This window comes from Anderseniella sp. Alg231-50, from assembly GCF_900149695.1.
In the GTDB taxonomy this organism is placed as follows: Bacteria; Pseudomonadota; Alphaproteobacteria; order Rhizobiales; family Aestuariivirgaceae; genus Anderseniella.
On record NZ_LT703003.1, the window covers coordinates 12,427 to 31,444 of the forward strand.

17 protein-coding genes are annotated in these 19,018 nt (G+C 57.0%); 6 read left to right on the forward strand and 11 right to left on the reverse strand.

Going from position 1 to position 19,018, the window contains the following annotated elements:
• Window positions 1-7 precede the first annotated feature (7 nt).
• The 3 genes from DHN55_RS00075 (at window position 8) to DHN55_RS00085 (ending at window position 3,602) form a co-directional block, all read left to right on the forward strand.
• Entirely contained in the window at window positions 8-1,066 is a 1,059-nt protein-coding gene (locus DHN55_RS00075; protein WP_108879397.1) for an ornithine cyclodeaminase, read from the forward strand.
• Window positions 1,067-1,097: 31 nt separating this feature from the next.
• Window positions 1,098-1,652: a dihydrofolate reductase family protein gene (locus DHN55_RS00080; RefSeq protein WP_108879398.1), complete on the forward strand. Its 555-nt coding sequence runs from the start codon at window positions 1,098-1,100 to the stop codon at window positions 1,650-1,652.
• A 129-nt stretch (window positions 1,653-1,781) separates the two neighbouring features.
• On the forward strand, window positions 1,782-3,602 hold the full coding sequence (locus DHN55_RS00085) for a class I poly(R)-hydroxyalkanoic acid synthase (RefSeq protein ID WP_108879399.1): 1,821 nt from the start codon (window positions 1,782-1,784) through the stop codon (window positions 3,600-3,602).
• Window positions 3,603-3,824: 222 nt separating this feature from the next.
• On the opposite strand, the gene DHN55_RS00090 is transcribed toward DHN55_RS00085, so the two are convergent.
• Complete coding sequence (locus DHN55_RS00090; RefSeq protein WP_108879400.1) at window positions 3,825-4,736, reverse strand: LysR substrate-binding domain-containing protein; 912 nt, start codon at window positions 4,734-4,736, stop codon at window positions 3,825-3,827.
• A 105-nt stretch (window positions 4,737-4,841) separates the two neighbouring features.
• Here DHN55_RS00090 and DHN55_RS00095 point away from each other — a divergent pair, with 105 nt between their 5' ends.
• On the forward strand, window positions 4,842-5,780 hold the full coding sequence (locus tag DHN55_RS00095; RefSeq protein WP_108879401.1) for an EamA family transporter: 939 nt from the start codon (window positions 4,842-4,844) through the stop codon (window positions 5,778-5,780).
• Window positions 5,781-5,933: 153 nt separating this feature from the next.
• On the opposite strand, the gene DHN55_RS00100 is transcribed toward DHN55_RS00095, so the two are convergent.
• Entirely contained in the window at window positions 5,934-7,037 is a 1,104-nt protein-coding gene (locus tag DHN55_RS00100) for a GlxA family transcriptional regulator (protein WP_337659741.1), read from the reverse strand.
• On the opposite strand from DHN55_RS00100, the gene DHN55_RS00105 reads away from it, so the two are divergent.
• Window positions 7,030-8,256 (forward strand): MFS transporter, encoded by a 1,227-nt coding sequence (locus DHN55_RS00105; protein WP_337659742.1) that lies wholly within the window; start codon window positions 7,030-7,032, stop codon window positions 8,254-8,256. The two genes, DHN55_RS00100 and DHN55_RS00105, sit on opposite strands and share 8 nt — an antisense overlap.
• A gap of 163 nt (window positions 8,257-8,419) precedes the next feature.
• Here the strand turns inward: DHN55_RS00105 and DHN55_RS00110 are convergent, their stop codons facing one another.
• From DHN55_RS00110 to argC, 3 genes are all read right to left on the reverse strand, one after another.
• A complete protein-coding gene (locus DHN55_RS00110; protein ID WP_108881608.1) occupies window positions 8,420-8,812 on the reverse strand; it encodes a DUF3775 domain-containing protein in 393 nt (130 codons plus the stop codon).
• 134 nt (window positions 8,813-8,946) lie between these two features.
• Entirely contained in the window at window positions 8,947-10,098 is a 1,152-nt protein-coding gene (locus DHN55_RS00115; RefSeq protein ID WP_108879402.1) for an oxidoreductase, read from the reverse strand.
• 2 nt (window positions 10,099-10,100) lie between these two features.
• Window positions 10,101-11,150: an N-acetyl-gamma-glutamyl-phosphate reductase gene (argC, locus tag DHN55_RS00120; protein ID WP_108881609.1), complete on the reverse strand. Its 1,050-nt coding sequence runs from the start codon at window positions 11,148-11,150 to the stop codon at window positions 10,101-10,103.
• A gap of 123 nt (window positions 11,151-11,273) precedes the next feature.
• On the opposite strand from argC, the gene DHN55_RS00125 reads away from it, so the two are divergent.
• Window positions 11,274-12,359: a glycosyltransferase gene (locus DHN55_RS00125; RefSeq protein WP_108879403.1), complete on the forward strand. Its 1,086-nt coding sequence runs from the start codon at window positions 11,274-11,276 to the stop codon at window positions 12,357-12,359.
• A 16-nt stretch (window positions 12,360-12,375) separates the two neighbouring features.
• Here the strand turns inward: DHN55_RS00125 and DHN55_RS00130 are convergent, their stop codons facing one another.
• The 6 genes from DHN55_RS00130 to DHN55_RS00155 form a co-directional block, all read right to left on the reverse strand.
• Window positions 12,376-12,594 (reverse strand): hypothetical protein, encoded by a 219-nt coding sequence (locus DHN55_RS00130; RefSeq protein WP_108881610.1) that lies wholly within the window; start codon window positions 12,592-12,594, stop codon window positions 12,376-12,378.
• Window positions 12,595-12,909: 315 nt separating this feature from the next.
• A complete protein-coding gene (locus tag DHN55_RS00135; protein WP_108879404.1) occupies window positions 12,910-13,854 on the reverse strand; it encodes a glycosyltransferase in 945 nt (314 codons plus the stop codon).
• Between the two features lie 265 nt (window positions 13,855-14,119).
• The gene (locus tag DHN55_RS00140; protein ID WP_337659743.1) at window positions 14,120-14,476 is read right to left on the reverse strand and encodes a hypothetical protein; all 357 of its coding nucleotides are present in this window, start codon (window positions 14,474-14,476) and stop codon (window positions 14,120-14,122) included.
• Between the two features lie 519 nt (window positions 14,477-14,995).
• Entirely contained in the window at window positions 14,996-16,300 is a 1,305-nt protein-coding gene (glcF, locus tag DHN55_RS00145; RefSeq protein ID WP_108879406.1) for a glycolate oxidase subunit GlcF, read from the reverse strand.
• Between the two features lie 6 nt (window positions 16,301-16,306).
• Entirely contained in the window at window positions 16,307-17,449 is a 1,143-nt protein-coding gene (gene glcE, locus DHN55_RS00150; RefSeq protein WP_108879407.1) for a glycolate oxidase subunit GlcE, read from the reverse strand.
• Window positions 17,446-18,876: an FAD-linked oxidase C-terminal domain-containing protein gene (locus tag DHN55_RS00155; protein ID WP_337660230.1), complete on the reverse strand. Its 1,431-nt coding sequence runs from the start codon at window positions 18,874-18,876 to the stop codon at window positions 17,446-17,448. Before DHN55_RS00155 ends, glcE begins: the two co-directional genes overlap by 4 nt.
• Window positions 18,877-19,018 lie beyond the last annotated feature (142 nt).

A 19,018-nucleotide genomic window follows, 5' to 3' on the forward strand; every position in this document is an offset into this window, starting at 1 on the left:
AAAACCCATGACCAAGTTACCACCGGCCCCTTCCAAGCTCGCTTTTGTTCCGTTTGTCAGCGTTGAAAACATGATGCGCATCGTCAACACCATCGGTGCAGCAAAGATGATTGCCGAGATGGCCGAGTATATCGAGGCCGACTTTGTGCGCTGGGACAAGTTCGACAAGACGCCTCGCGTTGCCGCCCATTCGCACGAAGGTGTCATCGAACTGATGCCGACCAGCGACGGCGAGACCTATGGTTTCAAATACGTCAACGGCCACCCGGCCAATATGGCGCGCGGTTTCCAGACCGTGACCGCCTTCGGCGTCCTGGCCAGGGTGGACAATGGCTACCCCATCCTGCTGTCGGAAATGACGGTTCTCACCGCACTGCGCACCGCTGCGACGTCAGCGGTGGCGGCGAAACACCTCGCGCCGAAGAACGCGCGGACCATGGCGATGATCGGCAATGGGGCACAGTGTGAGTTTCAGGCGCTGGCGATGCGGGAAATTGTCGGCGTTGAAACCGTCCGCCTTTTCGACATTGACGCAACCGCGACCGAAAAGGCGGTCCGCAATCTGGCCAATACCGGCCTGAAAGTGGTCGCCTGCACGTCGGCCGAAGAGGCCATGACCGGCGCGGAAATCATCACCACCTGTACCGCAGACAAGCAGTACGCCACCATCCTGACCGATAACATGGTCGGATCCGGTGTGCACATCAATGCCATTGGCGGCGACTGTCCCGGCAAGACGGAACTGCACAAGGATATCCTGTTGCGCTCAAGTATTTTTGTGGAGTACCCGCCGCAGACCCGCATTGAAGGGGAAATCCAGCAACTGGATGCGGACCATCCGGTGACCGAACTGTGGCAGGTGATTACCGGCAAGACCAAGGGCCGCACATCAAGCGACCAGATCACCCTGTTTGACAGCGTCGGTTTCGCCACGGAGGATTTTTCCGCCCTGCGCTATGTCCATGACCAGCTCGAGTCCACCGGGCATTTTGACGAGCTTGACATGATCGCCGACCCGGATGATCCACGCGACCTGTTCGGCATGGTACAAAGAGCGAAAGTCTGAAAATCCAACCATTGCAGCCAGGTGATCGAAATTGACAACCGGACATGTTTTTATCGCAATAAGCCTGGACGGCTTTATTGCCCGCCGGGACGGCAACATCGACTGGCTGATGAAGCAGCAAACCAGCGGTGAAGATCATGGCTATGACGCGTTCATGGCGTCGGTTGACGGCATCATCATGGGCCGCGGCACATTTGAAAAAGTCCTGACTTTCGGTGACTGGTCATATCCCAAGCCGGTTGTCGTGATGAGCGGAACATTGAACGATGCGGACATTCCGGGCGACCTGCGCGACAAAGTGCAGGTTTCAGCTCTTGGACCGGCTGAAATCATGCGCGAGCTTGCGGACAAGGGCTGGGCGCGGGCCTATGTTGACGGCGGCAGGGTGATCCAGTCGTTTCTTCAGGCTGGATTGATCTCAGACATGACACTGACACACATACCCGTATTGATCGGGGAAGGCTTGCCGTTGTTTGGCAAGCTGGACCGAGATATCGACCTTGAACATCTCGAGACCCGGTCATTTCCGTCCGGCCTGGTAAGCTCGACATACAGGGTCAGGCAAGCCGGCAACCGGACACCGTGATCACCACCCACTAACAAAGTGGCGGCGGATTTTAACGACATAAAAACCCCACCCTTGTCATGCAGCAGACTTGCTTTACTGTCATAAATTACACTTGTTCGCGTTTAGTTTCGATTGGATGGTCCACGCATGTCAAAGAGCCCAGCACCGCAAGACCCTGCCGGCTTTATCCTGCCTGACCCGATCCAGTTGATGGATAATCTGTCCAAGGCACTGCAGGTCGGCGCGGCAATCGCACAGAACATGGCGGAGCAAAAACAGGAAGAAGCCGGCAGCGTGGACGGGGAGGCGTTCAAGCCCATTGAACCGGTGCTGAAGACATTCACCGAAATTGCCCAGTCCTACGCCCAACACCCTGAACGCTGGGCCGAAGCGAGCTTCCAGCTCTGGCAGGGATACACGCAGCTCTGGCAGAATTCCTGGGCGCGCATGATGGGAGAACAACCCGACCCGGTTGCAACACCGGACCGCGGCGACAAGCGTTTCAAGGATCCAGACTGGTCGCGCAACCAGGTGTTCGATTTCTTCAAACAAGCCTATCTGCTGACCGCCAGGTGGGCACATGAAACCATTGCCAATACCGCAGACACCGACGAGGCGACGCGGCACAAGGCTAATTTCTATTTCGACCAGATCGCCAATGCCCTGTCACCGTCCAATTTCGCCGTCACCAACCCGGAAGTGCTGAAACAGACACTTGCCTCAAACGGGCAAAACCTGCTGGACGGCATGAACAACCTGGCCCGCGACCTGGAAGCAGGCCACGGATCGCTGCGCATCAAGCAAACCGACATGAGTGCTTTTGCGCTGGGTGAAAACATGGCGCTGTCGCCCGGCCAGGTGGTGTTTCAGAACGAGCTGATGCAGCTCATTCAATACGCGCCCGCGACAGAGAAGGTGCACAAGACGCCATTGCTTATCGTGCCGCCGTGGATCAACAAGTTCTACATTCTCGACCTCAATCCGAAAAAATCCTTCATCCGCTGGTGCGTGGAACAGGGCCTGACCGTGTTTGTCATCTCGTGGGTCAATCCGGACGCAAAGCTCGCTGAAAAGGGCTTTGCCGATTACATGCATGGCGGCATTCTTGAGGCCATCAACCAGATTCAGCGGCAGACCGGCGAAAAGCAGCGGGTCAATGCCATCGGGTACTGTATTGGCGGCACATTGCTTGCCTCGACGCTCGGTTACATGGCGGCGCGCAACGATGAACGCATCAAGTCTGCAACCTTCTTCACGACCCAGGTGGATTTCACCTATGCGGGTGACCTGAAAGTGTTTGCCGATGAAGAGCAGATTTCACTCACCGAAGAGCGCATGGCAAAGGACGGTTTCCTTGACGGCAAGGAGATGTCCAATGCCTTCAACTTGTTACGCTCAAATGACTTGATCTGGTCGTATGTGGTGAACAATTATCTCAAGGGCAAGGACCCGATGCCCTTCGACCTTCTGTACTGGAATGCCGACCCGACACGCATGCCGGCCGCCACCCATTCGTTCTATCTGCGCGAGTGTTATCTCTACAATCATCTCAGCCAGGGCAAGATGACACTCGACCAGGTGCGTATCGACCTGAGCAAGGTCAAGATCCCGGTCTATAACCTCGCCGCGCGCGAAGACCATATCGCGCCGCTGCAATCGGTGTTCAAAATCGGTGAGATACTGGGCGGTGACACACAGCTTGTCGTCGCGGGCTCGGGTCATATTGCCGGCGTGGTGAACCCGCCTGAAGGCGGCAAGTACCAGTACTGGACCAACAAAAAGGGTGCCGGCACGGTTGAAAAATGGCTGGCAAACGCCGAAGAGCACCCCGGGTCATGGTGGCCGCACTGGATGGAGTGGCTGTCCGACAGGTCAGGCAAGATGGTGCCGGCACGGGATCCGGAACTTGGAAAGCTGCAGCCGCTCGAACCCGCACCTGGCTCTTATGTGAAGGTAAAGGGGAATTAGGGACGCATGGGGTGACATTGAGGCAGTTCCCAACGAAGCCCGTGATGACGCGGCATTTGCCGAGCCCGTAAGAAGCCATGTGCCCGGTAGAGATTTCATACAGAAGCCTTACGCCTAACAAATGAGTGATTTTGCTCACCCTCCTGTAACCTGCCATTCGTGAAAACGCAGCCAAGGTCTGGATCGAACCCTCTTTGCCAGTTTTCCGTCCCGCCGCGAAAGTCAGGTCACCACTTGTTTTCGTCGTTGTGATCGAAGGAACTCGACGAAGAGCCTGAGGCATTCGACGCGTTTGTTTTGCTCAGGATAATAGATGTAAAACGGTGGTAGATCTTTGACAAAGGGATCTAAGAGCACCTTCAAAGCGCCTGTTTCAAGATGGTCTTGCATCGTGGCCCGCATGGACCATCCAATGCCGTGTCCTTCGCAAGCCGCTTGAATAACGCCCGCCGCGGAATCGAATGTGAGCCGCGCGGGTGGGTCAATACGGATATCCTGCCCCTCCTCTGAAACCCACCATTCACGAAGACTCCCTGAGGTTGGCTGCTTGTGCCGGATGCACTGATGTGTCAACAGATCGCGGGGACGCTCCGGAAGTCCATGAATTTTGAGGTATGATGGTGCCGCGAAGAATGCTGACTTGATGGGTGGCGTGATACGCACCGCAACCATGTCCGGCGTCAGGACATCGCCCATGCGGATGCCGCCGTGAAACCCCTTCTTCACGATGTCGACCAGTTCTTCGTTCCATGAGATATCCAGGTTGATACCGGGGTGTTCAGACAGGAACGCGTCCAAGACAGGGGCAATCGCCGCAATGTAAGCGCCGCGTGACATGCTGAGCCGCAATGTCCCAGTGGTGGACTTGGTCATTTCTTGCGTTTTCTCAATTGCATATGCCAAATCGCGGTGAGCCGGTGCGGCGGCATCGAACAGAACGCGGCCAGCCTCTGTCAGTTCGACGCTACGTGTCGTGCGGAACAACAAATCAGTGCCCAACCTTTCTTCCAACGATTTTAATTGCAGGCTTACAGCCGGGGCACCCACGCCAAGAGCATCCGCCGCCGCGCGCATGGAACCCTCGCGAACGATGGTCAGAAAAACCTCAATGCCGTGAACTGGTATGCGATTCATTATTTAATATTACTAACTAATATGTTCAATTTGCAATGCATAGTTAAACTTATTCAAATGCGGTAACCCATTTGGAGCGAGACACTTGAAACATGGAGGCCAACGTTGAGCATCAGTGGTGAAACCCGTCCACAAAACATCACGCGTGGTGTCTCGCTGATTGTCTTGGCAGCGTTCACGATTTCAATTCAGGATGTCATCTTCAAGCTGTTCAGCAGCGAACTGACACTCTGGCAGATATTTGCGCTACGAGGCGTCTTGGCAGTCCCCTTGCTTCTGGCTGTTAGTTGGACGCGTGGCGCACATCAGGGCGTTCTGCGCGCCGCCTTTGGGAAATGGCCACTTTTACGCTCACTGTTCATTACAACGACATTTCTGGCGTTCTATGCGGCTATCCCGTTCATAAGCCTGTCCACCGTCGGCGCTGCGAACTACATCGCCCCAATCTTTGTGACGTTGCTTTCTGCCTACGTCATCAGGGAAGCTGTTGGACGGCTCGGGTGGATTGGGGTCTTGCTTGGGTTTGTGGGTGTCGTCGTTTTGTTGCAACCGGGGACAGACGCGTTCTCACCTTGGGCCCTGCTGCCGATCATTGGAGCAGCCTTCTATGCTCTTGCGCACATCACGACACGTGCGAGATGTCAGAACGTTCCTCTTGCGGCCTTATCCTTATCGCAGAATATCGTCATGTTACTCGCTGGTATTGTTGTCAGTATTCTTCTGATTTCGCTACAGCCGCCAGCCGAAATGGTTGAGGTCTATCCGTATATTTTTCGTGGATGGTCGACGGTCGATCCAACTGACTGGCTTGTCCTTTTGTTGCTGGCGGGATTTGCCGTGGTCCTTGGCATGATGCTGGCAGGGGCCTATCAAGCAGCACCGCCATCCGTCGTTGCCACATTCGAATACAGCTATCTCGTCTTTGTTGCCGTGTGGGATATCTTGTTCTTCGACACTGCGCCGACGGTAACGTCGATCACGGGCATGATCCTGATTGTGGTGGCAGGGTTATTGGTTCTACACCGCAAGTCGAGCGGCGGTTAACAGACCAATTGCTTGACGATCATATTTGAGAACGCGGACACCTGCGCGATTAACGTCAAGGGTCGCTTCGTCCGCCTCTCGGTCATCCGACGCACTTTCAGCGAAGGTCAGCGTTGATTGTGGTGGCATTGGCCTGTGACTGCTGGCCTAATGTCAAACTGCATTGCACTTGGCTTCACCGAATGTTTCGCGGTAGGCCATCGGAGAAATGCCAACATGCCTTTGAAATGCTCTTCTCAGACGCTGCTCATCTGAGAACCCAGTGTTGAACGCAACCTTTGCCAGAGGAAGGTTGCTGCGAGCAAGTGCGCGTTTGGCAGCATCCACGCGCATCATTTCGACAGTTTTCGCCGGTGTGATGCCCGTTCGATCTTTGTACTTTCTTGAGAAACTGCGTGGGCTCATGGCCAGGCGTTCTGCCAGCTTTGTGACACTTAGATCGCTTTGCAGATGTCCTGCAATCCAGGCATGAAGGTCTGCAAACAAGCCCTCCGTCTCAGCCGCCTGGATGTTCAGAACATCACTGAATTGCGACTGTCCTCCGGGGCGTTTGAAGAAGACGACCAAGGCCTGTGCGACCTGCATAGCGGCCTCGTGGCCCATGTCTTCCTCGATCATGGCAAGAGCGAGGTCGATGCCAGCAGTCACACCCGCCGAAGACCACATGTTGCCGTTTCTTACAAAGAGCGGATCGCGTTTTACGTCGACTTTGGGGAAGCGCCGCTGCAGTTCCTCCACCTGGCGCCAATGCGTCGTGACACTCTGACCATCCAGCAACCCTGCTGCTGCCGTCAGAAAGGAGCCCATGCAGGTTGAGGCGACACGCCTGCAATCGGTGCTGTTTACCTTGATCCAGGACACCAAGGGACTTTGTTCCAACGCGTCAAAGACACCGTTGCCACCTGCAACGATGAGAGTGTCGATCGGCCGCGCCACCGCCTGATCAAGTGAGACAGTGCCAAGATCAACCATACAATCCGTCATGACCGACCCGCCAGTTGGTGAAGCAATCACGATCTCATAGATGCGTTGCCCATTTGCGATCTCTGTGTTGTTGGCGCTTGAGAAAGCTTGCAATGGTCCGGTGACGTCCAACAGGGTCACACCGGGATAGACAACAAAGACCACCCGCTTGGTGACTGCTTCGACGCTGGTTGATGTATTGGCTGTTTTTGACTGCATATTGTCATTTATGCCAATTCTTGCAGTTTGTAAACTGGCCTGAGAAAACAGATCAAGGCGAACGGGCGTGACCAAAATATCTCAAAATCACCGATCCTTTTTTATCATTGGGCTTTCTTTCATCGCACTGGCATTGACCTTCTCAGCGCGTGCGGCCCTTGGCCTGGTAATGCCTGTTCTGGAGCAGGAACTTGGTTGGACGCGCAGCTTCACGTCCGGTTCCGCGGCTGTGGCATTATTGGTTATGGCAGGTATCGCCCCGTTTGGAGGGAGGCTTGTAGACAAGCAGGGCGCGCGGGCCATTCTGCTGATTGGCCTGGCCGCGCTCGCTGCAGGATGTTTCCTCGTCGCTGCGACCGCCAATGCGATAGCTTTCTTTCTCGCATTCAGTGGCGTTGCTGCAGTGGGGTTTGGCTTGGTCGCGACGCACGTCGTATCCACTGCCGTCGAACAGGAGGTGACAGAGAACAAGGGACTCGCGACCGGGGTCGCAACCTCTGGTTCAACCGGTGGTCAGTTTCTTTTCGTTCCGCTGTTGGCACTGCTGATCAGCGCCTATGACTGGCGGGCCGCCTTTGTCGCATTGGGGTTTGGAACGCTTGTCACCATGGCCTGTGTCTACCGGTGGTTTCCAATGCATTCAAAGCCATTGCCTGAACCTGCGAAAAGTGCAGGTACGCAAACAAGTATCTGGCAGGATCTTGGCAGAATCCTGCAGCTTCCGGCGTTTCAGATATTGTTCTGGAGCTACTTCATCTGCGGCTACACAACATCCGGTGTGATTGAGACCCACTTTCTACCCTATGCCTCATTCTGTGGCTTCGGCCCGGTTCCCTCGGCTACGGCCTATGGATTGCTATCGGCCATCAATCTTGTCGGAATGATCCTGGCCGGGTGGCTGACTGACCGGGTGAACAGACCCTTGCTGCTTGGAAGCATCTATCTAATGCGCGGATTGACCTTCATCATTCTGATCAATGTCGGTGCCAGCTTTGAAATTCTGATCTTCTTCTCGATTCTTTTCGGGTTGGTTGACTATTCGACAGTGCCTGTAACGGCCAGTCTTGTGGCAAGTCACATTGGCAAAAGCGTCATGGGACTGGCATTCGGCCTGATCTCGGCTGGGCATCAAGTTGGTGCTGCCCTCGGGGCGTATTTCGGAGGCGTTCTTTACGACCTCTACGCCCAATATGATTGGGTATGGTGGTCATCGGTCTGGCTCGCTGTTTTTGCAGGTGTCTTGGTGTTCTTAATGAATGACAAACCGGCAACCAGGTCGGTACAGCCAGCATAAGGTGGCTTCATCCTTGAACTCTGAAGCAGACATTCATGGAGATCAGAGAAGCTGTCACCTTGTCCGCTCTCTCGTCATTCACGGAAGCTGTCTTCAAGGTTCGCTTTTCTTGATCTTCCAACTTGCCAGATAGGACCGTTGTCAGGGGATAACTCCTGTTGACCTAGAGTATACCGGCTTCCGCTGATTCCACCGAAATTCCCATCCTGTCGAGACCGTCTTCCAGGTAGTCCGCCAGCAGAGGCACACCGAGCAGGTAGTCTTCGGTCTTGTTGACCCGTTCGGAGCGGGCGGTTTCCAGGGCCTCCTGAATGTCGTCAGGTTCGTAAGTGCCGCGCCCGATCCACATCAATGCAACCAGCGCCACCTGCTCATCGACATTCATGTCATCAATGAAACCGCGCAACTCAGCTTCTGTGGGGTCATCGCGGCGGGATTCCAGAATGCTGTCTGAATCTGCCTCATCACCGTCGCCATCCCAGGCTGCAACCTTGCCGTCCAGTTCGCGGGCCCGCACGATAACGTGAGCCACCTTTTCCGGGGAGATGTCGAGCATGGCGGTGTCCTCCTGAAGCGTGCCACAGCACAATTCGTCAACACCAGATTGCTCGAAGCCCAATTGTGCTTCATTGATCCATCTCAAATCCGACAAATTTCAGCACTCGATGAATGTCGGGCCTGGCGGCAGCGTTATTTTTCAGACTTGGCCAGTTGATGCAGGCCGCGGGCACGGCGATCAAGCCACCAGCCGTATTGTTCAGGCCAGCCTGCAAAATCCAGATCAACGCCCATTGCCTGGGCCTGATGACGGGGCCAGAACGGGTCGTTGATGGCCTCGCGTGCAATTGCGATGAGGTCCGCCTGACCGCTTTGCAGGATGTCTTCGGCCTGTGGTCCGTCCAGTATCAGCCCGACCGCCATGGTCGGGATGTCGGCCTCACGCCTGATCTCATCGGCATAAGGTACTTGAAATCCGGGGCCGCGATAGCCGGTTGACGCAGTTGCGCCTGCCGCGGCGTTGCCACCTGAAGAACAGTCAACAACATCCACGCCTGCGCTCTTCAACGTCTTCGCCAGCACCACCGAGTCTTCAATGCTCCAGCCGCCTTCAAACCCGTCCACGGAAGAAATGCGCACAAACAGCGGCTTGGTGTCCGGCCACACCGGTCGCACCGCTTCGACAACCTCAAGCAGAAACCGCATGCGGTTTTCCCGGCTGCCGCCATAGTCATCGTCTCGCCTGTTGGACAGCGGTGACAGGAACTGCTGCAACAGATAGCCATGGGCGGCATGCAGTTCCAGAATATCCATTCCGATATGATCTGCACGTTTGGCTGCGGCAACAAAATCGGCGGTGACCTGCACAATGTCAGCCCCGCTCATTTCGCGCGGCACCAGCCAGCCCCTGCCGGCAGGCAACGGGCTTGGACCGATGACCTGCCACGCCGTCTCACCGCGCGCGGCATCGGTCTCATCCAGAGCGCCATTGCCGTGCCACGGGCGCTGAATGCACGCCTTGCGGCCGGCATGGCCGATCTGGATACCGGGCACCGCGCCCTGCCCCTTTATAAAATCGACAATGCCGCGCATGGCATCGGCGTGGGTGTCCGACCAGATACCGAGGTCGCCATGTGTGATGCGGCCAATGTCCTGTACAGCGCTGGCTTCCAGGATAATCGCACCCGGGCGGCCCAGGGCATATTTTGAGTAATTGGCGAAATGCCAGTCGGCAAACAGGCCGTCCTGCGCGGAATACTGGCACATGGGCGCAATGACCACGCGATTGGCGAGCGTGACCTGCTTGATGGTACAGGGCGAAAACAACTTGGGGTGAGGACCCATCGTCACGGGAACAAGGTTACCTGTTCAAGACCGGTTGCTTCCGGTAAACCGAACATGAGATTGAAGTTCTGCACCGCTTGACCGGCGGATCCCTTGACCAGGTTATCCAGCGTCGACAGCAGCACCACCCTGCCCTCGATCCGGTCCGCGACCACGCCCATCATGACGCGGTTGGAGCCGCGTACAAACTGTGTCGCAGGCATTATACCATCCGGAGCCATGTTGACGAACGGCTCATTGCCATAGCGCTCAGAAAGCACCTGATGGCAGTCGCGCGCGGTTTTGCCCGGGGCAAGCCTGGCATAGGCGGTGATGAATTCTCCGCGGCTCATCGGCACCAGATGCGGCGTGAAGTTCACGATCACATCACGGCCTGCAGCAATCGACAGTTCCTGTTCGATCTCCGGCGCATGGCGGTGCTTGCCGATGGAATACGGCCCCATGCCCTCCCCGGATTCGCAAAACAGCGTGTTCTGTTTCAAGCCGCGCCCGGCACCGGACACGCCCGACTTGGCATCAATCACCAGATCGGATGCATCGATCAGCCCGTCCGCCACCAGCGGAAGCAGCAACATCAAAACTGCGGTTGGATAACATCCCGGACAGGCAACCAGCCTGGCACCGGCGATCTGGTCGCGATAGTGTTCGGTCAGTCCGTATACCGCATCGGCCTGCAGATCGAGCGCTGCGTGTTCATTGCCGTACCACTGTTTGTAGGTTTCCGGATTACGCAGCCGGAAGTCAGCCGACATATCTATGATCTTCAAATGGTCAGGCAACGCCTTGATGACCTGCTGGCTGGTGGCGTGCGGCAAACCGCAGAACGCCGCATCGACGCCAGACCAGTCGACATCGTCATTGGTGACAAGGCCAGGAAGCCCGAGGCTACTGAGATGGGGAAACACAGCTTCCATCGGCTTGCCGGCATGGGAATTGGCCGTCAGCGCCACGATTTCCATATTCGGGTGCGCATGCGCCAGTCGCACGAGATCAGCGCCGGTATAGCCTGATGCTCCGATTACCGCGACGCGGATTTTCTGTGCGCTGCTCATGTTGAACGACTCCATGGATCAAAAAACCTGCCTGCAATAACCGGTTCATTGGTTGGCGTAAAGCCGGTATGTTGATCTGGTCAGAACCATTTCTTGTTGCTTCTATCTAAGGCGTCACACTTCATGCGATTATTGTTTGTCAGCTCCGCTGAGCATTTCGGCGGTACCGAACGCTGGGCCAGCATGGCAATCGCGGAGCTTGAACGGCGCGGGCATCAGATATGGATGGCTTGTCCCGACAAACCCCATGCCGAAAATTTTACGCTCCCGGAGCGCTTGTGGCACGAAGGGCCCAAATCCATGTGGGACCGGGCCGGCATGGACCGGATGGCCGGGTTCTGCCGTGACCAGCAGATAGACTGCATCATCCCGCTCAGCCAGAAAATGTATTTCACCTGCGGCCGTCTTGCCCGGCAACTGGGCATAGCGCTTGTGCTGCGGCTGGGCATTGTGCGTCTGCCGTGGCGGCCGGTGGTGGACTGGTACGGGTATGGCATCTATCCGGATGCCATTATCGTCAACACACAGCGCATCAAGCAGGTCCTGTCGCGGGCGCCGTTCGTGAAGCGGGACCGTATCCACGTCATTTACAACGGCATTGTGGAACGTCCCGCTGGCGGCGTGGCCAACCAGCCTGAAAAGTTCACCATTACCAGCGTCGGCACACTGTCCTGGCGCAAGGGAATGGAACACCTGATCAAGGCAGTCGCCCTGCTGCCCGACGGTTTGCGCAAAAAGGTACACATCAAGCTGATCGGCGAAGGACCGGCACGCGGCAAACTCACCAGCCTTGCGCAAAGATTGGACCTTGCAGCCCAGGTTGAGTTTACCGGACATGTCGAAAACCCGACGGCTCACATAGCCGCAAGTGACCTGTTTGTCCTGCTGTCCGCCCAGGAGGGCATATCAAATGCCTTGCTGGAAGCGATGAACTGCGCAGTGCCTGCTTACACCACACTGGTTGGCGGGCACGGCGAATTCGTTGAGCACGGACGCAATGCCTATGCGGCGCGCTCACGCAGGCCATCGCAGGTAGCCGCTGACCTTGCGGGCATCATGTCGGATCACAACATCGGCGCGGTTGGAGCAGCTGGCCGCGACACGGTGCGCGACAGGTTTTCAATGACTGCAATGGGAGATCGGCTGGAAGAGGTTCTGAAGCTGGCAGCAAAAGGCCCCACCGGAAAACCGGCAGGGCCCGATCGTTAGCAGGGGTAAGTTCGTATTAGCCCTGGATTGCAGCCCATTCGTCTGCACTCAGTTCGCCATTCTGGTCGCCATCAGCAGCTTTGAAGGCGTCTTCAGCCATATCAGGCATGGCAGCCTTGGCTTCTTCCATGGATACTGAACCGTTCTGGTCAGCGTCTACAGCGGTGAAGTCAGCAGCCAGTGCTGCGGTTGAAGCGAAACCAGTTGCGAGTACGATTGCGAGAAACTTTTTCATGTTTAATTCTCCAGTTAGACTTATAGCGACCTGCACGGCTTGCCTCAAAGAGCAGCCAGTGAGATCGTTTAGCTGCCGTCCACGAGGCAAAAGGTGGCCTGCCAATGCGGCAGCGAAAAGCAGGTCACAAGGAATTGTCAGGACTAATTTGTGGTGGATCAGGACCAATTTGTGGTCGATTGTGGCGTGTACGAACGTAGTTCACCCCCTGCATTGTGCCACATCTGATGTGCGTAAACGCTCACTTGCGGTCTGTCTGAGAGGTAATTTGCGTGGTGGATTGCGTGCCGTTCCATTGACGGACCCACACGATGGCTACGTGCGGCGCCAGATCATGCTTGCCGTCAGTTCGGCAACGGAAAAGTCCAGCACGGGCTCGCGCCTGTTCGACTGAAAATCTGCAATCAACTGGCCAATCCGACCGGCAAACAGTTGAACCAGCAAACGTTGTGCGACCCTTCTGCCGATCAGCTTACGATGGACCTGCGCAAGATCCGGGTGTGCTGCAGCGAACTTTGCCAGATCATGCAGGTATCCTGACTGGTGGCCTGAGATGGAACCCGGCGTATCATGTTTGATCCAGTCAATTGTGCTGCTTATGAAACCAGGCCCGACACGCGACAGGCGCAAGAGCAGGTCCCTGTCCTGCAGACGCTTGAGCGTCTCGTCCCAGCCGTTTGCCGCGTCCAGCGCCGATCGTTTCGCGACAATGCCGGTGCTGCCGATGTAGATAGTATACTCCATCAGCGCCATCTGCATCTCGGAAGATGTTGCCCGCCGATCGCTGTTAACCCGCCTGATCAGCGATGATGATCCGGCTTTTTGATACGACATCAGCGCAAATTCGCAGTCGGGATGGTCTGCCATCAGGGTCAACCGGTCCCTGACGGCATCGGGTTGCAACTCGTCGTCCGCATCCAGGAACATGACGAGATCCGCGCGGGATTGTCTGATGCCGTCATTGCGCGCCGCATTGGCGCCGGATTTACCGGCCGACCCTAAGCAGCTGATGCGGTCATCTTCAAACTCACTCACAATGGCGACGGTGTCATCGTCGGATCCGTCGTCGACCACGATCATCTCAAAATCCGGTTCGCTCTGAGCCAGGACACTCTGAATGGCACGTCCGATTGTTTCGGACCCATTCTTTACAGGTGTAACAATCGATACACTCGGCCTCAGACCAGGTTGCGTCGGGAAACCCGGGCTATTCGACGAGTGATCTTGCTTCGGCGCAATCTGCTCGCCCGCTCCCTTCATGCTGCGATATTTCACTCCAAACGTCACTGCAGTGGCAGGTTCGGGCTTCCGGCCAGCCTGAAACACAATTCGTGCGAGCTACATGTTCTCGGTTCAGGCGAGTGAACAATAGAGTCGTGCGCCGGCAATCTGTGACTGAAAAGCCATACCGCACAAACATTGACAGACAACTGGAGCAAGAAACGCCGCACACTGAATACCATTCAGCATTATGACGTTTCCGCGTGTACTGCAATAGTTATGGCAATCTGGGCAACTGAGGTGCCTAAAACCCCAGCGGCATCAGCTTGTAGCCCTGATCGGTGCGATAACCGAAGCCGTCATGGCGGGTGCGATAGCAGATTTCCTTGGCCTGCCGGCGCTGCTTGATGCGGGAACACAGGCTGCCGTTTTCATCATCAATGCGCCACTCGCCATAGACCACGCGACCCTTGGTTGACAGCATCCGCATCTCACCGGACTTGCGGTAGATGATCTTGCCGTTGAGTTTGCCGCGGAAAGCAAGCTCCTGGCCAACCAGTTCCTTCATGATCTCGCCTCCCGACATCCAGTCGGCAGCGAGGGCATTTTGCGGCAACAGCACACTTGCGGCACTCAAAGCAATTAACAGTGATCTTTTCATCTAAAGGCTCCCCAGCCAATCGGAGCGGTGCAGGTTCTGAACGCATCAAAACCGGTGCTCCATACTTCAGTTACAGCATGCCCTTGTTCGTAAGTCCGCACGCATTGCGTGCGGGGCATGCCAATGTGAAGTGCCTTTCCGGGGTCAGGACCAAACCCTGCTTGCGTCTAAGTCTTTTTGTCTTCGTTACAAGTCCGGACAAGGCACGGCGTAAAAAAGTCTACTGGGACTAAACCAGAGATCGTGCAGGTCCGTCTGTGAGACCTGTCACATCGCTCGTTCAGGCCGGGAGACCCGGCCTGTCGCAAGGCTAAAAGCTTGAAACCGCTTGTTGCCCTACCGGCCCCTACTCAAGGACCAGTAATCATCATCGGCGTCTCAACCTTAACAAATGCTTAAGAAACCAATGAACAATCCCAGCATCAGCACCCGAATTGCTTATCTCACCCAGCAAGGCGAGCACCGATAAACTTATCCTAGGACAGATTCGCGGAAGATTACAAATAAGGCAGGAACAGCCTACTCCGCAGCCTGTGGAAAGCTGTCCGCCAGGGCCTGTGGTCGCGGTCCGCCGGTGGCCCAGTCCAGTAGTTCCGCCGTGTGAACAACCGGAATACCAGTGCCGTTGCCGATCTGCATCATGCAGCCGATATTGCCGGCGGAAATGACATCCGGCGTCAGTGCTTCCAGGGTCGCCACCTTGCGGTTTTTCAGCTCGGCTGAAATCTCCGGTTGCATGATGTTATAGGTCCCGGCAGAGCCGCAGCACAAATGTGGGTCAGCGGGTTCCAGCACACTGAAGCCAGCCGCCTTCAGCAGGGTTTTCGGATGGGTCTTGATCTGCTGGCCATGCTGCAGGGAACACGCGGCATGATAGGCCACCTTCATCTGCGGCACCTTTGCCTGGTTGAGGCCAAGCTCCACCATGACTTCGGAAATATCCTTGGCCAGTTTCGACACAATGGCAGCGTCTTCGGCCAGGGCGTCATTGCGGAACATATGGCCATAGTCCTTTACGGTGGTGCCGCAACCGGACGTGTTGATGATCACCGCATCAAGGCCTTCGCCACGATATTCCTTCATCCATGCGTTGATGTTGGCGGCCGCGGACGCATGGCTGTCACTGGTCCTGCCCATGTGATGGGTAAGCGCGCCACAGCAGCCGATACCCCTGGCAATGACCACATCGCAGCCGTGCCGCGTCAGCAGCCTGATCGTGCTTTCATTGATGTCCGTGTTCAGGGCGCGCTGGGCGCAGCCGGTGAGCAGCGCAACACGCTTGCGACGTTCGCCTTGTGCCTTGAACACCTGGGGCAGGTCCATCGGGCTCGGCCCCGGCAGGTCGGTCGGGGCAAGCGCGACCATCGCCTTCAGCCTGCCCGGCAGATACCGGGCAAACGGTTTCGCAAACCGGGCCCCGAACATGGCCAGCCGGAAGCGGCCGGGATAGGGCAAAACCTGCACCAGCAGCCAGCGCAATACGCGTTCGGGCAGTGGTCTTGTATAAGTCTTCTCGATGTATTCGCGCGCATGATCCACAAGATGCATGTAGTGCACGCCCGACGGACAGGTGGACATGCACGACAGACACGACAGGCAGCGGTCGATGTGCTTGACCGTCTTGGCATCCGCCGGACGGCCCTTTTCCAGCATGTCCTTCATCAGGTAGATGCGGCCGCGCGGGCTGTCCAGTTCGTCACCCAGCACCTGGTAGGTCGGGCACGTTGCCGTGCAAAACCCGCAATGGACGCAGGTGCGCAGAACCTCGTTCGACCGTTTGATCGCCGGGTCCTTCATCTGCTCAATGGTGAAATTGGTCTGCATTGTCGCCTATCCCATCCGGCCGGGGTTCAAAATGCCATGCGGATCAAAGCGGGCCCGAAGCCCGGCACTGATTTTCGCAAGCGGTGCCGGTTCCGGCTGGAACACACCAAGCTGTTTGGCTGTTGCTTCGCTTGAGCGTATCAATGTGGCATGCCCGTCAATCCCGTTCATGACGGCCCTCGCATCGGTACCTTCCGGCACACAGGCCCACACCAGGCCCCCGCCCCAGTCAAACTGAAGCTGCGCCCCGTCACCCAGCAAACTTGCCAGTTTTGCGCCGTCTGACGGTTTCACTGACATCCGCCATATGTCGCCCTTGCCAGCGGCAACGGCCTCGGCATCGCGGATATGCTGCCACAGTTTGTCAGACCTTGCCTGGTCAGCTTCAATATTCACATCGCCGAATTCGGCGAGCAGTTCCTTCAGCTTGCCAGAGCGATATTTGACGGAGCCTTCGAAGCCTTCAACACGTATGCATGTCCGAGCTGCCTTGTCTGCGGTCGCCGGCAGATGTGCCGCGCCGTTTACATCATAAGGCGCGGTCAGGGCCGCGCTCATCGCTGCCCCTGCCTTGTCACTGCCGAGGCCCTCGACGACGACTGTAGCGCCTGCTTCCGGCATGGGCAGGACCTTGAACGCGACCTCGGTGAGCACGCCCAGCGTACCGTGGCTGCCGGCCATCAGCTTGACCAGGTCGTAGCCGGTGACGTTCTTCATCACCCGGCCGCCGTTCTTGATGACGGTGCCTTCACCATCCACAAACCGCACCCCGATGAGAGAATCTCGGCAGGCACCTGCCTGGATGCGGCGCGGACCGGAAATATTCGCCGCCACAACGCCACCAATGGTGGATTTGCCGTTGGTGCCGTACAGCGCCCGGTGATCCATCGGCTCAAACGGCAGTCTCTGACCTTCCCTGGAAAGCGTCTTTTCGATCGTCTCCAGCGGCGTTCCGGCGCCAGCGACTATTGTCAGCGCGCCGGGCTCATACAGCGACACGCCCTTCAGACCGGTGGTATCAACAAGCTCGCCGGTGACACCGTGGCCCAGTCCTGCCCTGGAACCGCCGCCGCGAATTTGCAGTTTCGTGCCTTTTGCCGCCGACGCCTTAATGGCGTCAGCCAAGTCCTGTTCCGATTTTGGTTTCATGCTGCCTCGCGCCGCGTCCTGGTGGTTTTCAGCGGGAACACCTTGGCCGGATTGAGCAGCCACTTGGCGTCGAACACATCCTTGACCCGTACCTGCGCCTCCAGATCACCTTCATTATACTGGGTCAGCATAAGGTCGCGTTTTTCGACGCCCACGCCATGTTCGCCGGTCAGGCAGCCACCCACTTCAACACACAGTTTCAGGATTTCCGCCCCCATGGCCTCGCAGGTTTCCAGGTCTCCCGGCTTGTTGGCATCAAACAGGATCAGCGGATGCAGATTGCCGTCGCCGGCGTGGAACACATTGGCGACGTCGAGGCCATATTCCTTCGACAGCTCTTCCATGCGGCGCAGCACCAGCGGCAACTGGCTCACCGGGATGGTGCCGTCGAGACACATATAGTCGTTGATCTGGCCCATGGCGCCGAATGCAGCCTTGCGGCCTTTCCAGATCGCCGCCGATTCTTCCGTGCTGGCACTCTCGCGAAGTTCTGCCGGGTTATGCCGGCGCGCAATGGTCTTGATCTTGTCCAGCTGCTCGACGATTTCGGCTTCCGAGCCTTCGACCTCAACGATCAGCAGGGCTTCGACGTCCGGGTAACCGGCATGGGCAAAATCTTCCGTCGCCCGGATGCAGGGCCGGTCCATGAACTCGATCGCGACCGGCAGCACGCCGGCCTTGATGATGTCAGCGACGCAGGCGCCGGCCACCTCGGAACGGTCAAAACCAAGCAGAACCGGCCGGGCGCCTTCGGGCTTCCTCAATATGCGCAATGTCGCTTCGGTGACGATGCCGAGCTGGCCTTCCGACCCGCATATAACACCGAGCAGATCATAGACGGCGGCATCAAGATGGGCACCGCCAATGTCGACGATCTCACCTTCCATGGTGACCATTTTCACGCCCATCAGGTTGTTGGTGGTCACCCCGTATTTCAGGCAATGGGCGCCACCGGAATTCATGGCAATGTTGCCGGCGATGGCACAGGCCAGCTGGCTGGACGGGTCCGGCGCGTAGAAAAACTCGTTCTCCTCGACCGCGCCGGTCACCGACAGGTTGGTGCGCCCGGTCTGCACCGTGATAAAGCGGTTGTCGTAGTCGGTTTCCAGCACCGCGTTCATGCGCGATACACCGATAATGATACTGTCCGCGGTCGGCAGTGATCCACCGGCCAGCGAGGTTCCCGCCCCGCGCGGCACCACCGGCACGCCTTCTTCATGGCAGATCTTCAGGCACGCAGCGACTTCTTCCGTAGTGCCGGGCAGCACGACGGCCAGCGGCTGGCAACGATAGGCGGTGAGTGCGTCACATTCATAGGCGCGGGTTTCATTGGGATCGGAAATCACCGCCTCGCCGGGCAGCAATTTTTCGAGCCTGGCCACTATGGATGCCTTGCGCTCCAGTACACCCTGATCCGGGACCGGCATTTCCATATCGGGTCATCCTTCCTGCTCGTTCGACCAGCACACCTGTGTGTGAACCTTTGAACGTCACGAGATCCAGCGTGGATCATTAATTGGTAAAAAAATATTACCAATTAATTTCACGCTTTGATACCCCTACTTTGGC

What these genes read in the sequence shown, in the direction of transcription:
- DHN55_RS00075 (WP_108879397.1), top strand. Translation starts at nt 8, where the DNA reads ATGACCAAGTTACCACCGGCCCCTTCCAAGCTCGCTTTTGTTCCGTTT.
- DHN55_RS00085 (WP_108879399.1), top strand. Translation starts at nt 1,782, where the DNA reads ATGTCAAAGAGCCCAGCACCGCAAGACCCTGCCGGCTTTATCCTGCCT.
- DHN55_RS00090 (WP_108879400.1), bottom strand. Translation starts at nt 4,736, where the DNA reads ATGAATCGCATACCAGTTCACGGCATTGAGGTTTTTCTGACCATCGTT.
- DHN55_RS00110 (WP_108881608.1), bottom strand. Translation starts at nt 8,812, where the DNA reads ATGCTCGACATCTCCCCGGAAAAGGTGGCTCACGTTATCGTGCGGGCC.
- DHN55_RS00115 (WP_108879402.1), bottom strand. Translation starts at nt 10,098, where the DNA reads ATGGGTCCTCACCCCAAGTTGTTTTCGCCCTGTACCATCAAGCAGGTC.
- argC (WP_108881609.1), bottom strand. Translation starts at nt 11,150, where the DNA reads ATGAGCAGCGCACAGAAAATCCGCGTCGCGGTAATCGGAGCATCAGGC.
- DHN55_RS00125 (WP_108879403.1), top strand. Translation starts at nt 11,274, where the DNA reads ATGCGATTATTGTTTGTCAGCTCCGCTGAGCATTTCGGCGGTACCGAA.
- DHN55_RS00130 (WP_108881610.1), bottom strand. Translation starts at nt 12,594, where the DNA reads ATGAAAAAGTTTCTCGCAATCGTACTCGCAACTGGTTTCGCTTCAACC.
- DHN55_RS00135 (WP_108879404.1), bottom strand. Translation starts at nt 13,854, where the DNA reads ATGAAGGGAGCGGGCGAGCAGATTGCGCCGAAGCAAGATCACTCGTCG.
- DHN55_RS00140 (WP_337659743.1), bottom strand. Translation starts at nt 14,476, where the DNA reads ATGAAAAGATCACTGTTAATTGCTTTGAGTGCCGCAAGTGTGCTGTTG.
- glcF (WP_108879406.1), bottom strand. Translation starts at nt 16,300, where the DNA reads ATGCAGACCAATTTCACCATTGAGCAGATGAAGGACCCGGCGATCAAA.
- glcE (WP_108879407.1), bottom strand. Translation starts at nt 17,449, where the DNA reads ATGAAACCAAAATCGGAACAGGACTTGGCTGACGCCATTAAGGCGTCG.
- DHN55_RS00155 (WP_337660230.1), bottom strand. Translation starts at nt 18,876, where the DNA reads ATGCCGGTCCCGGATCAGGGTGTACTGGAGCGCAAGGCATCCATAGTG.